General features: G+C 63.3%; 11 protein-coding genes and 1 tRNA gene. 7 read left to right on the top strand and 5 right to left on the bottom strand.

Translation table 11 applies throughout. From position 1 onward, the window contains the following. Nucleotides 1–21: 21 nt before the first annotated feature. The 5 genes from DXA43_RS03720 to DXA43_RS03700 all read right to left on the bottom strand — a co-directional run bounded on the left by DXA43_RS03720 (nucleotide 22) and on the right by DXA43_RS03700 (nucleotide 6,104). The gene (locus DXA43_RS03720) at nucleotides 22–1,326 is read right to left on the bottom strand and encodes a tetratricopeptide repeat protein (RefSeq protein ID WP_233502548.1); all 1,305 of its coding nucleotides are present in this window, start codon (nucleotides 1,324–1,326) and stop codon (nucleotides 22–24) included. Between the two features lie 11 nt (nucleotides 1,327–1,337). Further along, nucleotides 1,338–1,880, bottom strand: coding sequence for a peptidylprolyl isomerase (locus tag DXA43_RS03715; protein WP_117736658.1), 543 nt, complete (start codon nucleotides 1,878–1,880; stop codon nucleotides 1,338–1,340). Nucleotides 1,881–1,987: 107 nt separating this feature from the next. Beyond that, entirely contained in the window at nucleotides 1,988–3,130 is a 1,143-nt protein-coding gene (locus tag DXA43_RS03710) for a zinc ribbon domain-containing protein (RefSeq protein WP_158561643.1), read from the bottom strand. 103 nt (nucleotides 3,131–3,233) lie between these two features. Beyond that, a complete protein-coding gene (locus tag DXA43_RS03705; RefSeq protein ID WP_199580516.1) occupies nucleotides 3,234–5,951 on the bottom strand; it encodes an HAD-IC family P-type ATPase in 2,718 nt (905 codons plus the stop codon). A 76-nt stretch (nucleotides 5,952–6,027) separates the two neighbouring features. Then, a tRNA-Arg gene (locus tag DXA43_RS03700) sits at nucleotides 6,028–6,104 on the bottom strand. Nucleotides 6,105–6,308: 204 nt separating this feature from the next. Between DXA43_RS03700 and aroF the strand changes: the two genes are divergently transcribed. From aroF to DXA43_RS03665, 7 genes are read left to right on the top strand one after another with little or no spacing between them, the layout of a single operon-like run. Next, nucleotides 6,309–7,331, top strand: coding sequence for a 3-deoxy-7-phosphoheptulonate synthase (gene aroF / locus DXA43_RS03695; RefSeq protein ID WP_117629151.1), 1,023 nt, complete (start codon nucleotides 6,309–6,311; stop codon nucleotides 7,329–7,331). A gap of 3 nt (nucleotides 7,332–7,334) precedes the next feature. Next, nucleotides 7,335–8,249 (top strand): prephenate dehydrogenase/arogenate dehydrogenase family protein, encoded by a 915-nt coding sequence (locus tag DXA43_RS03690; protein WP_117564237.1) that lies wholly within the window; start codon nucleotides 7,335–7,337, stop codon nucleotides 8,247–8,249. Between the two features lie 36 nt (nucleotides 8,250–8,285). Beyond that, nucleotides 8,286–9,392: a 3-dehydroquinate synthase gene (gene aroB / locus DXA43_RS03685; protein WP_117806293.1), complete on the top strand. Its 1,107-nt coding sequence runs from the start codon at nucleotides 8,286–8,288 to the stop codon at nucleotides 9,390–9,392. Next, complete coding sequence (gene aroA / locus DXA43_RS03680) at nucleotides 9,386–10,705, top strand: 3-phosphoshikimate 1-carboxyvinyltransferase (RefSeq protein WP_117806292.1); 1,320 nt, start codon at nucleotides 9,386–9,388, stop codon at nucleotides 10,703–10,705. The genes aroB and aroA overlap by 7 nt, the downstream gene beginning before the upstream one ends. A 1-nt stretch (nucleotide 10,706) precedes the next feature. Beyond that, the gene (gene aroC / locus DXA43_RS03675) at nucleotides 10,707–11,804 is read left to right on the top strand and encodes a chorismate synthase (RefSeq protein ID WP_117806291.1); all 1,098 of its coding nucleotides are present in this window, start codon (nucleotides 10,707–10,709) and stop codon (nucleotides 11,802–11,804) included. A gap of 43 nt (nucleotides 11,805–11,847) precedes the next feature. Beyond that, nucleotides 11,848–12,993 (top strand): prephenate dehydratase, encoded by a 1,146-nt coding sequence (gene pheA / locus DXA43_RS03670; RefSeq protein ID WP_117806290.1) that lies wholly within the window; start codon nucleotides 11,848–11,850, stop codon nucleotides 12,991–12,993. After that, nucleotides 12,994–14,244, top strand: coding sequence for a shikimate kinase (locus tag DXA43_RS03665; protein ID WP_117806289.1), 1,251 nt, complete (start codon nucleotides 12,994–12,996; stop codon nucleotides 14,242–14,244). The last annotated feature ends 48 nt before the right edge of the window (nucleotides 14,245–14,292 follow it).

Below are 14,292 nucleotides of genomic sequence, written 5' to 3'. Positions count from 1 at the left end.
AAGCTAAATCCCATAAGGTCACTACTGGTTGTCAGCAGCCGAGAAATCCATATCAAGCGAAGAAACGGCCCAGCCGATATGGTTGTCGGAGCGCACGAATTTGACGGTGTACTCCTGCTCGCCGCCCTTGGACAGCGATGCCTTCACCTTGGCGGTCGTCTCGGTCATGGACTGATCCATGCCCTCGACGGACACGGTGGCACCCTGCGGAATCGAGGAGATGATCATCGACTTAGCGTCCTCGGACAGGCTCGAGGCCAGGCAAGACTCGGCCTTTGCGGCGTCACCGTCGCCGGCAGCCTGGAACAGATCGGTAACGACAGACTCCTGAGACGGGAAGCCAAAGCCGCGCGTGTAGGCAAAGCCCAGACCGCCCGCGGCGATCAAAATGAGCAGAAGCAGCACGATGAAGACTTTAAGACCCGTGTGGCGATGGCGACGACGGACCTTGGCCTGCTTACGATCCTGACGGTCCTGCTGGACCATCTCGGACTCGGACAGCGTAAAGAAGCCGGTGTCCGAGGGATCGGGCATAAACTGACCGGTCGCGCCCGTAGGATCGAGCGGATCGACGGCAGGAGCGTCCATCGCGGGCGCCGGAGCCGTGGCCATAGCCGTCTGGGCAGACAGCGCAGCAAGCGAATCCTGCACGCGGGCAAGCTCATCGGCCTGCTCGGAGGTGAGCTGGTAGATGCCATCGGCAGTAGCGGCGTTAAAGGCGTCGAGTGCGTCGGAGGGACGGCCGGCGGCAGAAAGCGCCTGACCCATGCCGGCGTTGAGCGCACGCGTGTCGTCGCGGGGGCCGGCAAAGTCGATAGCCGTGCGGTAGGTCTCCACGGCATCCGCCGGACGGCCGAGCTTAATGAAGCAACGACCGAGCTCGCCGAGTGCGGCGGCAGGAGCCGGATTGGCGCCGTCGATGGCAGCCTGACGGAAGGCGGTTCCCGCGTTGGCATAGTCGCCCGATTGGAACAGCGCATTGCCCAGACCCAGATAGGCCTTGAACGGCGTGGCATAGGAAGCATCCTGCGTAGCAGCAGAGAACGCCTGAGCGGCCGTCGTGTAGTCGCCCACCGCGGCGAGCGCCTTGCCGCGGTTGGTGAGCAGCGCGCCGCGCTTGCCGTAGGTGCCGTCGTTGAGGGCGGCGGCATAGGCCTCGGCGGCCTCGGCATACATGCCCAGGTGCATCAAGGCGTTGCCACGAAGGTGGTCGGCCTCGCCCATAATCTCATCGGGAGTCTTTGCCGCCCCAAGCATCTGGGCTGCAGCGGAAAAATCACCCGCGCGGTAAGCGGCGCGGCCCTGTTGGATCAGCTGGCTATTCAAGGAAGTCCCCTTTACTCGTGAACGATCTCGACATGAACGATCTCGTCGCCGGCACGCAGCTGCGAAATCACATCGAGACCCTCGACCGTGGTACCAAAGACGGTGTAACCGGAATCGAGGTTATGCTGGGCACCCAGGCAGAAGTAGAACTGCGAACCCGCGGAATCGGGGTCCATGGAGCGCGCCATGGCAAGGGCGCCATCGACATGGCTGTTGCGCGGATTGGTGGCGAACTCGCCCTTGATGCAGTAGCCGGGGCCACCGGTACCGGGCATGCCGTCGGGGCCCTCAAGACCGGCGGCGACGTCGGCGCCGGACATGTCGCGGGTATTGGGGTCCCCGCCCTGGATAACAAAACCGGGCACATAGCGATGGAACTTAAGGCCATCATAGAAGCCCATCGTGGAAAGCTCGCAGAAGTTCGCGACATGAATGGGAGCGCCCTCGCCGTCAAACTTGACCTTGATGGTACCCTTCGACGTCTCGATTACGGCGCACTCGTCGCCGACAAGCTGATACCCGGGCGTGTAGAGCTCTTTCTTAAAACCAAACATGTGGTTCCTTCCTCGTGCGTTTAAAGCATATTTATACGAATTGTAGCAATAAGCACGGGCTTACATCAATTGCGCACGTAGGTTATGCCGACTATGGCGAACTATTTTTAGGAACGCTGCTGCGGCTTCCAGGAACCCACATTGGCGTCGTACTGGTTCAGCGCGCTGTTGCCACCCTGCGCGATGGGCGCCAGGATCTCGCTTTGGTGGGAACTCATCGACTCGCCATCGGGAATGGCCAGCGAGATATCCCAGCTCTGGCAGATCACGTCAACGCGCTCATACATCCACTCGGCAAGCTGCTTTAAGTGGGCGATGTCGTCCGCATAGACCGTATCGTCCTGATACTTAAGATTGTTGAGCTCATCTTGCGTCTTTTTAATCTGGTCACGCAGGGCGTAGGCACTCTGCGACAGCTCCTGACGGGTGGACAGCGGCGTTCGGAGATAGCCGTTGTTAAAGGAATCGATGACCTCGCCAATCTGGTCCTCGTCAGCATAGGACACGATGGTCTGATACAGACCGTCCAGCCTGGTATAGAGCTGATCATCGGTGAGCACGGTTTCTTCCTGGACCACCTCCGCAGAATCGTCCTGCTTGGCATCGTCCTCAGTGGCCTCGCCCTTTTGGCGCGTGGGGAAGGTGGTCTGTGCAGCTTGGCCAAACTGGTCGTAGAAGCCGGGCATAACACCCATGGGATCGGTCGTCACGAACCAATAGGCACCGCCGCAAACGACGGCAAGGACCGCGATGATAATGAGCGGCTTGGGAATATGACGCTTGTGCTTGTGATAGGCGTCCTCGTCGGGGTGCACCTTGCGCTTGGGTTTTTGAGCATCGTCATGCAGGGAAACGGGCATGGGAATATCGACCTTGGGAATACCGAAATCCTTATCGAAAGCCGGCAGCACGCAGGTCTCATTGGGGTCGGCGGCGTCCGAAAGCACCGCAGCGGCAGAGGCCGGCGCATGCGGCACCTCGGTGTCGATCTGCTCTTGCGTTAGGCGCGGAAAGCCCGCCGTGCGGCCCGCTGCCAGGTCGGATGCGGCCGCGTCCTCGGAGAGGATACCCGGAGCAGGGCGTCCGCATTTGGGGCACGTACGATCATGCGGAGAAAGACGGGCACCGCAGCCCTCACAGAACACGAACTCGGTGTGCTCGGGACCATCGCCCGGACCCACATAGGCGTTGCAGTAGGGGCAGAACGAGGCGCCGTCCTCGATAGTCTTAAGGCAATGCGGGCAGATCACGGCATCCTCTTTTCGAAGCAATTCAAACAATCGAGGTTAGAGCATAACATCGCCACGGCCCCACAGGAGCAAGGCACCAATTCAACATCGCCAGGGTGCGTAGTTACTTCTTCTTTTTGCTCGGCATCGAGACTTTGATGCCTTGGGCGGACTTGGTTACGCGAGAGCGCTTGGCTCCGCTACCCTTCTTTTTCTTGGGCTGGGCCTGGGCCACGCCCTCGAGTGCGCGGGCCTCGGCCTCACGAACGGTGCGAGATTCGCGGCGCTGCGCCATGTCGGCGGCGACGCGCTTGGCAAAACGCTCCGCCGTCGAACCCGTCGAGCTCACCTTGCCGCCACCGCGACCCAGGCGGACGCGCACACCGCGGCCAAAACCAGTTGCGGCATGACGACGACGCGGCTTGAGCGAATCCATCATCGTGGCGAGCTTAAAGAACACCGAGCAGGTAATGACCACGATGACAGCCAAGATAACCATCTGGCCCATCGACAGGTTGGCAATAGACAGCAGCTTCGGGAATCCGATAACGCCCACCAGGATGCCGGCAACTACAAACACAAAGAGCACCACACGTAGGGGCGTGAGAGGCTGCGAGATGCGCCAGATCAGGCTGACGCTCGCCGCGCACGACGTAAGCAGGCACATCGTAGACAGCGTGAGCTGGCTAAAGCCAAACACGCGTGCCACAAAGATATCGAGCGCCGCAGCCATAATGACCGCAATCGACGCCGGCAGTGCCCGCTTGAGCACGTTCGTCAGGAACGACCCCTTCACGCGAGCATTGTTGGGCTCCAGGCCCAACACAAAGCCCGGCGCGCCGATGCAGAAGAAGTTGATGAGCGTCATCTGAATCGGCTCGAAAGGGTACGGCGGCAGCGCGATGCACAACGCCGCCAGGCCCATCGAGAACAGCGTCTTAGTCAGGAACAGCGAGGCCGAACGTTGCAGGTTGTTGATGGAGCGACGGCCCTCGGCCACCACGGCGGGCATCGAGGCAAAGTCGTTGTCGACGAGCACGATCTCGGCCACGTTACGCGCGGCATCGGAGCCGGCCGCCATGGCCACGGAGCAGTCGGCCTCCTTGAGCGCCAGCACGTCGTTGACGCCGTCGCCCGTCATGGCCACGGTGTGCTCGCGGCGCTTGAGCGCCTGCACGAGCTCGCGCTTCTGCTGCGGGGTCACACGACCAAAGACATGGTAGCGGTCCACTGCGGCATCGAGCTTGGCCGGCGTATCGAGCGTCGTGGCGTCCACATAAGCGTCCGCCCCCGGCACGCCCACCACGCGCGCGATCGACGACACCGTACGCGGGTCGTCGCCACTGATCACGTTGAGGGTCACGCCCTGCTCGTTAAAGTAGCCGATGGTCTCGGCCGCCGAGGTACGGATCTCGTCGCGTATGGTCACAAAGCCCACGGGCTCGGCCTCGCCCACCATATCGCCATCGGGCGTAAAGCCGTCCACGCGCGCCACCACGAGCACGCGGCAGGTATCGGCAAGCTCGGCGACACGGTTCTCGACCTGCGAAAACGCACGCTCCGAAAGCACAAACTGCGCAGCGCCCATCACATAGGAGCCCTGCGCAAACGAAGCGCCACTCCACTTTTTGGAGGACGAGAACGGAATGACCGACAGCGGCTCAGACACCTCGACCGGGCGATCGGCGTAATAGTTGAGCAGCGCCTGGCAGGTCTCGTTGGCATCGGCCGAAGTCGCACGCGCCACGTTAGCCAGCGCAAAATCGAGCACCGTGGTATCGACGGGGACGGCGGCGTCGCTCTCCCCCGCACCCATACCCTCGACCGGCAGCGGATACGTGCCCTCGACCTCCATGCGACCCGACGTGATGGTGCCCGTCTTGTCCAGGCACAGCACGTCGACGCGCGCGAGCGTCTCGATGCAGTAGAGCTGCTGCGCCAGCACCTTGCGGCGGGCCAGGCGCACCGTGGCGATGGCGAGCACCGACGAGGTCAGCAGCACCAGGCCTTGCGGGATCATGCCCAGCAGGGCGCCCACCGTGGACAGCAGCGCCGACGAGGGCACGCGGCCGGCCAGCAGCTCGGAGAAGCACCACGAAAGCGCGCTATCGCCCGGGGTTCCCGCGGCATCCCACAGCTCGCTCACACTCGAGGAAAACAACGCCAAACCGAGCGGGATCATGATGATGCTCGCAAACCGCACGATGGCGTTAAGCGCGTTCATGATCTCGGAATTGACCTTTTTGACGTACTTGGCCTCGTTATTAATTTTGGCTACGTAGTTGTCGGCGCCGACATGGATCACGCGGGCGCGCAGCAGGCCCGAGTCGATAAAGCTGCCGCTCATGAGCTCGGAACCGGGCTGTTTCTTAATAAGATCGCTCTCGCCCGTCAGCAGGCTCTCATTCACGAGCGCCTCGCCCGAAACCACCACGGCGTCAGCGGGGATCTGGTCGCCGCGCCCCAAGCGGATGATGTCATCGAGCACGATCTGGTCCAGGTCGAGCTCCACCTCGGCGCCGTCGCGCACCGCGATGGCCTTCTTGGAGGTCAGCAGTGTGAGCTTATCGACCATCTTCTTGGAACGCATGGATTGAATGACGCCAATAGCAGTATTGAGGAACACCACGAACAGGAACGTCAGATTCTTAAACGAACCGGTCAAAATGACCAGGAACGCCAAGATCACGTTGATCAAATTGAACAGCGCGCAGAGGTTCTCGATGATGAGCTCTTTGACCGACTTGGTCTTGAGCTCCATGTTGCGGTTGATCTTACCGGCGGCGATGCGCTCCTCGACCTCGGCGGTCGAGAGTCCGCGCTCGATATCCATTGCTGCCATACCACATCCCATCACGTCGCGTCGGTATAAGAAAAACCGCCCGGACCATGCGAGGTTCGGACGGCCTTACGTTCGATGGTGCCCCATGTTGGATTCGAACCAACGGCCTTCTGCTCCGGAGGCAGACGCTCTAATCCCCTGAGCTAATAGGGCCAACGTTTGGCATTATACCCAAGTGCACCACGGGCTATCAAAATAAAAGAAAAAGCTTTGCAATTCCGAGGAAGACGCGGCACAACGGCTCACTTTAGAAGGCAAAAGCGAATCAGATAGTATAAACTCTCATGCACCATATATACACGGCTCGCGATGCGGGCCGTTTTTGCAAGGGTTATCCATCGAGGTGAGAGGCACACCATGATTGCAATTTTAAAGCAGAGCGCCAGCGACGAGGCCGTCAGCCATATCGTCAGCTGGATTGAGAAAAAGGGCCTGAAGACCGACGTCTCGCGCGGCGAGAATGAGACGATCATCGGCCTGGTGGGCGATACGACCAAGATCGACCCGTTCCTGCTCGAGTCCATGGACGTCGTCGAGCGCGTGCAGCGCGTCTCCGAGCCGTTCAAGCGCGCCAATCGCAAGTTCCACCCCGAGGACTCCGTCATCGACTGCGGCCACGGCGTCAAGATCGGCGGCGATCAGTTCCAAGTCATTGCCGGCCCGTGCTCCGTCGAGGGCGAGAACCTCATCCGCATCGCCCGCCGCGTGAAGGCCGCCGGTGCCACGATGCTGCGCGGCGGTGCCTACAAGCCCCGCACTTCCCCGTACGCCTACCAGGGCATGGGCCCCGCCGGTCTGGACCTGCTGTGCGAGGCGTCTGCTGAGCTCGACATGCCGATCGTCACCGAGATCATGGACCCACGCGACGTGCAGGTCTTCCTGGACAAGAAGATCGACGTCATGCAGATCGGCGCCCGCAACGCCCAGAACTTCCCCCTGCTCAAAGAGGTCGGCAAGACCAAGACTCCGATCTTGCTTAAGCGCGGCATGTCCGGCACGATCGATGAGCTGCTCATGGCCGCCGAGTACATCATGAGCGAGGGCAACGACAACGTCATCCTGTGCGAGCGCGGCATCCGCACCTTCGAGACCCGTACTCGCAACACATTCGACCTCAACGCCGTGCCGGTGCTGCACCACCTGTCGCACCTGCCCGTCGTCGCCGACCCCAGCCACGCCACCGGCTACACCCGCTACGTTGAGCCCATGGCGCTCGCCGCGACCGCCTGCGGTGCCAACGGCCTGGAGATCGAGGTCCACGACGAGCCCAGCCGCGCATGGTCCGACGGCGCTCAGGCCCTCACCCCCGATCAGTTCGACGACACCATGCGTCGCATCCGAGCCATCCGCGAGGTTGTCTGCCAAGAGACCATGGAGTAGCCCATGGGTACAGTGAGAAACGCGCGCGTTAACCAGGGCGGCCCCAAGTGCGCCGGCATCGTCGGCCTTGGCCTCATCGGCGGCAGCTTTGCCCGCGGCTATGCGCAGGCGGGCGTTCGCGTGCTGGCCTGGGATCCCGATGACGATGTCATGACCGCCGCCAGCATGGGCACCGTCGCCGGAGAGCTCAACGACAAGACACTCGGCGAATGCGACATCATCGTCCTGGCTTGCTACCCCGAAGCCTGCATCGAATGGCTCGAGGCACACGCCCAGGCACTCGCCGACGCCACCGATACCGAGGCCATCATGGGCCCCGTGGTAATTGACACGGTGGGCGTCAAGGGTATCGTGTGCGAGCGCGCCTTTGAGCTTGCCCGCGAGCACGGCTTTTACTTTGTGGGCGCGCACCCCATGGCGGGCACGCAGTACTCGGGCTATGCACACTCCCGCGCCGACCTGTTCCAGGGCGCCCCGCTGGTGCTCGTACCGCCCGCGGTGGACGATGCGCTCAAGCTGGAGCTTTTGGGCCAGGTGCGCGAGATGGTGCGCCCCTTGGGCTTTGGCAAGTTCAGCGTGACCAGCGCCGCCGAGCACGACCGTGTCATCGCCTTCACGAGCCAGCTTGCGCACGTGGTATCCAACGCCTACGTCAAAAGCCCCACTGCCCAGGTCCACCACGGCTTTTCGGCCGGCAGCTACCGCGATCTCACCCGCGTGGCGCACCTCAACCCCCAGATGTGGTCCGAGCTCATGATCGACGACGCCGACGCGCTCGCCTTCGAGATCGACCATCTGATCGAATCGCTTGGCGCCTACAGCCGCGCGCTCAAGGACCGCGACCAGCGCTATCTGGAGAATCTCCTTGCCGAGGGCGACCGCATTAAGCGCGCACTCGACGACGAGGCCTCCCACTAGACAACCCATCACGCCAGGTCGAAAGGACCGAAGCTTATGGCGATTACCATCGATATCGACACTGCACGCCCCTACCAGGTGCATGTTGGCACGTTTTTGCTGGAGCAGGCGGGGCCGCTCGTGCGCGCCACCGCCGGCGGCACCAAGGCCGTCATCGTGACGGACACCAACGTGGGCCCGCTCTACCAGATGCCCGTTAAGCAGAGCCTGGAGGCGTCAGGCTACGAGGTGAGCATCTGCACCTTCGAGGCCGGCGAGGCCCATAAGCGCGCCGAGACCTACGTTGCCATTTTGGAGTTTGTGGCCGAGCACGAGCTTTCGCGCTCCGACGTGATCGTGGCACTCGGCGGCGGCGTCGTGGGCGACGTGGCGGGCTTTGTAGCCGCCACCTACATGCGCGGCTGCAAGTTTGTGCAGATCCCCACGAGCCTGCTCGCCATGGTGGATTCGTCGGTGGGAGGCAAGACCGCCATAGACCTGGCTGCCGGCAAGAACTTGGCCGGCGCCTTTTGGCAGCCGAGCGTGGTTATCGCCGACGTGGGGTGTCTGGCCACCCTCACGCCCGAGCAGTTCGCCGACGGCTGCGGCGAGGTCGTCAAGCACGCCGTGATCGCCGACCCGGAGCTTTTCGCCGAGCTGGAGAAGACCCCGCTCACGCTGGAGCTGCTCAACCGCGATGTGGCCCGCGTAGCGCTCATCATCGCCCGCAATATCGACATCAAGCGCGCCGTGGTCGTCGCCGACGAGCGCGAAACCAACCAGCGCAAGCTCCTCAACTTTGGACACAGCGCCGGACACGCCGTCGAGGCCTGCGAGCACTTTGAGCTCGGACACGGCAACTGCGTGTCGATCGGCATGGGCATCATCACGCGCGCCGCGGCCCTGCACGGCGTCTGCGATGCTGCACTGCCCGATCGTATTGAGGAACTCTGCGCCCGCCATGGCCTCAAGACCCGCTGCGACCTAGATGCCGATACCGTCTTTGCCGAGGCGCTCCACGACAAGAAGCGCGCGGGCGACACTATCGATCTGGTGATTCCGCACGGCATTGGCCGCTGCAGCATCGACCGCACGCCGCTTTCCACTTTCCACGAACTCATTGCCGAGGGCCTCGGCCAGAAGGGAGACGCATCCGCATGCTAGCCCGCATCACCCCGTCCCCGCTTAAGGGCACCGTTCCCGCCATCGCGTCCAAGTCGATGGCGCATCGCCTCATCATCTGCGCCGCGCTTGCCAACGGCGAGACGCACGTCACCTGCAACACCACCTGCGCCGACATCGAGGCCACGGTGCGCTGCCTTACGGCACTGGGTGCTCGCATCGAGACCGTCGAGGACGGCTTCCAGGTCCACCCCACCATGAAGAGTGTTGAGTTTGGCCTGCTCAAGGCCCTTGCCGGCGGCACGCTTGACTGCGGTGAAAGTGGCTCCACGCTGCGCTTTATGCTGCCTGTCGCCTGCGCGCTGGGTGCAGAAGCAACTTTTGTGGGTCAGGGGCGCTTGGGCGCCCGCCCGCTCTCCCCGCTCTCGGACGAGATCATCGCCGCCGGCTGCGACCTACAGGGTCTGGGCGGTTTTCCGCTCAAGACGAGCGGCCGCATGCGCCCGGGCACCTTTGTGCTTCCGGGCAACGTGAGCTCGCAGTACATCTCGGGCCTGCTGCTGGCAGCCCCGCTGCTGGCCCAGCCCTCCTGCGTGCAGGTAACCGGCCTCATCGAGAGCCGCCCCTACATCAACCTGACGATCCAGGCCATGAAGGCCTTTGGCGTCGAGGTCAACGTCGAGCGTATTCCGGCCAAGGACGGCCAGCCCGAGGTCACGAACTTCCGCGTGAGCAGCGGCTCGTACCGCACGCCCGGCAGCGTTGCTGTCGAGGGCGACTGGTCCAACGCCGCCTTTTGGCTGTGCGCCGGCGCTATCGGCGCCGACCCCATCACCGTGGAGGGCGTATCCCTGAGCTCCGCGCAGGGCGACCGAAACGTGCTCGCCGCGCTTTCGCGCTTTGGCGCCCGCATCGTGCGCTCCACCAACGCCGCCACCGTGCAGTCCGACAAGCTCGCCGGCTTTGAGATGAGCGCCCACGACATTCCTGACCTGGTGCCCGTCATCTCGGCCGTAGCCTCGCTGGCGCAGGGCCGCACCTTTATCCGCGATTGCGCCCGTCTGCGCATCAAGGAATCCGACCGCCTGGTCACGACCACCCGCGAGCTCACCGCGCTGGGCGCGCAGGTGCGCATTGCCGGCGATGACCTCATCATCAAGGGTGTCGATGCCTTCACCGGCGGCGAAGTCGATTCGCACAACGACCATCGCATCGCCATGATGGCCGCTATCGCCGCGAGCCGCGCCACCGGCGAGGTCGTGATCCACGGCGCCGAGGCCGTCAACAAGTCCTATCCCGATTTCTTCGACCACTACCGCCTGCTGGGCGGCAAGGTCACACTCGAGGAGGAATAGCATGTCCTCGACCTTTGGCAACGTCTTACACTTAAGCATCTTCGGCCAGTCGCACTCCTCCGCCATCGGCTGCTCCCTCGATGGCATTCCGGCGGGCATCGCTGTTGACCAGGAGCGGCTGCAGGCCTTCCTTGACCGTCGTGCCCCCGGTCGCGACGAGACCGCGACCAAACGCCGCGAGGCCGACGCCGCCCGCATCATCGCCGGTGTGGTCGATGGACATACCACCGGCGCGCCCATCGCCGCGATTATCGAGAACACCAACACGCGCTCCAAGGATTACTCCGAGCTGCGCCGCAAGCCCCGTCCCGGACATGCGGACTTCCCTGCGCGCGTGAAGTATCACAACATGCACGATGTCGCCGGCGGCGGACACTTCTCCGGCCGCCTAACGGCACCCCTGTGCATCGCCGGCGGCATTGCGCTGCAGGCACTCGAGGCCCGCGGCATTAAAGTGATGGCGCATGTGGCGCAGATCGGCGGCATCTCCGACCTGCCGATGGACGACATAGTCTATCGCGAGGCCGACCGCAAGGCGATCCTTACGAACGATCTGCCGTGCATTGACGCCGCCGCAGCCGGCCGCATGCGCGAGGAGATCCTAGCCGCGCGCGACGAGCTTGACAGCATCGGCGGCATCGTGGAGTGCGGCATCTACGGACTTCCCGCGGGCATCGGCGACCCCATGTTCGACGGCATCGAGAACCGCATCGCGCAAATCGCGTTTGGCATTCCCGCAGTAAAGGGCGTGGAGTTTGGCATGGGCTTTGCCGTGGCCGCCATGCGCGGCAGCGAGAACAATGATCCGTATCGCATCGATGCCGAGACCGGCGAGATCGAGGTCGAGTCCAACAACGCCGGCGGCATCCTGGGCGGTATTTCGACCGGCGCGCCCGTCATGTGGCGCATGGCCGTAAAGCCGACGCCCTCCATTGGCCGCGAGCAGCAGACGGTGGACATGGACGCTATGGAAAATGCCGAGCTCTCGGTCCACGGCCGCCACGATCCCTGCATCGTCCCCAGAGCTGTCCCCGTAGCCGAGGCAGCCGCCGCCCTTGCCATCTGGGACGCCCTCCTCGAAGACGCCGCCCAGCGCTAACTACCCACCCCTCAACATCCCCCGACACGTGAAAGGGGTCTCCATGGACCTTGCTGACATCCGCCAGGCCATCGATGGCATCGACACCACGCTCCTCAACAGCTTTGTCGAACGCATGGACATTGCCACCGAGGTCGCCAAGTCAAAAATCGAGATGGGCAAGGCCGTCTTCGACCCCGTCCGTGAGCGCTCCAAGCTCAACAACCTCGCCAGCCGCGCGCCCGAGCGCTACGAGGCGCAGACCATCACCCTGTTCCGTCTCCTCATGAGCATGAGCAAGGCCGAGCAGCAGCGCTACATCAACGAGCTCAAGGGCATCACCGTCTCGCAAAAGGCCCACGCCACGGCTACAGCCTCCGACACGCCCTTCCCTCAAACGGCCACCGTCGCCTGCCAGGGCGTCGAGGGCGCTTACAGCCAAATCGCCGCGTGCAAGCTCTTCGACGTGCCCGACATCGCGTTTTTCGAGACCTTCGAGGGCGTCATGCGCGCCGTACGTGACGGCTTCTGCGAGTTTGGCGTGCTGCCCATCGAAAACTCCACCGCGGGTTCCGTCAACGCCGTCTACGACCTGCTCGCACAGTTCGATTTCCATATCGTGCGCTCGCTGCGCCTCAAGATCGACCATAACCTGCTCGTCAAACCCGGCACCAAGCTCGCAGACGTGCGTGAGGTCTACAGCCACGGCCAAGCCATTGCCCAGTGCGCCGGCTTTATCGAAGCCCACGACCTGCACGCCACCAAGTACCCCAACACGGCCATGTCGGCCGAGATGGTCGCTAACTCCGACCGCACCGACGTTGCCGCCATCGCCTCGCGCAGCTGTGCCGCACTGTATGGCCTGGAGATACTGGAATCCAACATCCAGGACTCGGACAACAACTACACGCGCTTTGTCGTCATCAGCCGCGAGCCGCGCGTCTACCCCGGTGCCAACCGCACCTCGCTCATGATCACCACGACCAACGAGCCGGGCGCCCTCTACCGGGTGCTCGAGCGCTTCTACGCCCTCAACATCAACCTCATCAAGCTCGAGAGCCGCCCCATCCCCGGCCGCGACTTTGAGTTTATGTTCTACTTTGACCTGGACTGCCCCTTTGGCAGCAGGGCCCTCGACGACCTGCTCGATTCCATCGACGACGTGTGCGAGAGCTTTACCTACTTTGGCAGCTACACGGAGGTGCTCTAGATGACCGATGTCGCCGCAACCCGCCCCTACGGCGTGCTGGGCCGCGTGCTGGGCCACAGCTACACGCCGACCATCTACAAGGAGCTCGCGGGGCTCGAATACGTGCGTTTTGAGCGCGAGCCCGAGGACCTCCAGGCCTTTATGACGGGCGACGAATGGGAGGGCACCAACGTGACCATCCCCTACAAGCGCGCCGTCATGGAGTATCTGGACGAGCTGAGTCCGCTCGCCGAGCGCATGGGCAACGTCAACACCATCACACGCCTGCCTGACGGTTGTTTGCGCGGCGACAACACCGACTACTTTGGTTTTCAGTGTCTGGTCGAGGAGTTGGGCGTAGAGGTTGCCGGCAAGAAGGTCCTCGTGCTCGGAGCCACCGGCGGTGCGGGTACTACGGCCAGTATGGTGCTCGGCGATCTGGGCGCCACCGTCGTGCCCGTGGGCCGCACGAGCCAGGTCAACTACGACAATATCTCGCAGCAGTCCGACGCTGCCCTGCTCGTCAACTGCACGCCCGCCGGCATGTTCCCCCACTGTCCCGACGCCCCCTGCACACTCGAGGGGCTCAATGCGCTCGAGGGCGTTATCGACATTGTCTACAACCCCGCTCGCACGGGACTCATGCTCGAGGCCGAGCGCCGCGACATCCCCTGCATCGGCGGTCTGCTCATGCTCGTGGCCCAGGCGGCGCAAGCCGTTGAGCGCTACACCGGCCAGGTCACTCCGCGCGAGCGCATTCTGGACGTAACGGAGCGCCTGTCACGCCGCGAACAGAACATCGCGCTGATCGGCATGCCGGGCTCGGGCAAGACCCGTGTGGGCGAGCAGATTGCCCTGCTCACGGGGCGAGAGCACATCGATCTGGATCGCGCCCTCGAGGAGCGCCTGGGCATGCCCTGCGCCGACTTTATCGTCGAGCGCGGCGAGGCGGCGTTCCGCGAACAGGAGACGGCGGCGCTGGCCGACATCTCCAAGCGCAGCGGCCTGGTGCTTTCCACCGGCGGCGGCGTGGTCACGCGCGACGAGAACTACCCGCTGCTGCACCAGAACAGCCAGATTGTGATGCTCAATCGCAAGCTCGACGAGCTCGCCCACAAGGACCGCCCCATCACGGCGCGCGATGGCATCGACAAGCTCGCCGAGCAGCGCATGCCGCGCTACCGCTCCTGGGCCGACTACATCATCGACTCACGCGACTGCGCCGCCAACACCGCCCAAGCCCTCCTCGACACCCTCCCACCCGCTCTCTAACCAAAACAACCACAAAGGGGACAGGCGCCTTTGTGGTGGTTTTCCAAT

Origin of the sequence: Collinsella sp. OF02-10 (assembly GCF_003463445.1) — a bacterium.
Lineage (GTDB): Bacteria > Actinomycetota > Coriobacteriia > Coriobacteriales > Coriobacteriaceae > Collinsella.
The sequence above is the reverse complement of the archived record's forward strand: the minus strand, read 5'-3'. Positions and strand labels throughout refer to the sequence as shown.

Excerpts from the sequence above, each read along its gene's own strand:
- aroF (WP_117629151.1), top strand. The coding sequence starts at position 6,309 with ATGATTGCAATTTTAAAGCAGAGCGCCAGCGACGAGGCCGTCAGCCAT.
- aroC (WP_117806291.1), top strand. The coding sequence starts at position 10,707 with ATGTCCTCGACCTTTGGCAACGTCTTACACTTAAGCATCTTCGGCCAG.
- aroA (WP_117806292.1), top strand. The coding sequence starts at position 9,386 with ATGCTAGCCCGCATCACCCCGTCCCCGCTTAAGGGCACCGTTCCCGCC.
- DXA43_RS03705 (WP_199580516.1), bottom strand. The coding sequence starts at position 5,951 with ATGGCAGCAATGGATATCGAGCGCGGACTCTCGACCGCCGAGGTCGAG.
- DXA43_RS03665 (WP_117806289.1), top strand. The coding sequence starts at position 12,994 with ATGACCGATGTCGCCGCAACCCGCCCCTACGGCGTGCTGGGCCGCGTG.
- DXA43_RS03715 (WP_117736658.1), bottom strand. The coding sequence starts at position 1,880 with ATGTTTGGTTTTAAGAAAGAGCTCTACACGCCCGGGTATCAGCTTGTC.
- DXA43_RS03690 (WP_117564237.1), top strand. The coding sequence starts at position 7,335 with ATGGGTACAGTGAGAAACGCGCGCGTTAACCAGGGCGGCCCCAAGTGC.
- pheA (WP_117806290.1), top strand. The coding sequence starts at position 11,848 with ATGGACCTTGCTGACATCCGCCAGGCCATCGATGGCATCGACACCACG.
- aroB (WP_117806293.1), top strand. The coding sequence starts at position 8,286 with ATGGCGATTACCATCGATATCGACACTGCACGCCCCTACCAGGTGCAT.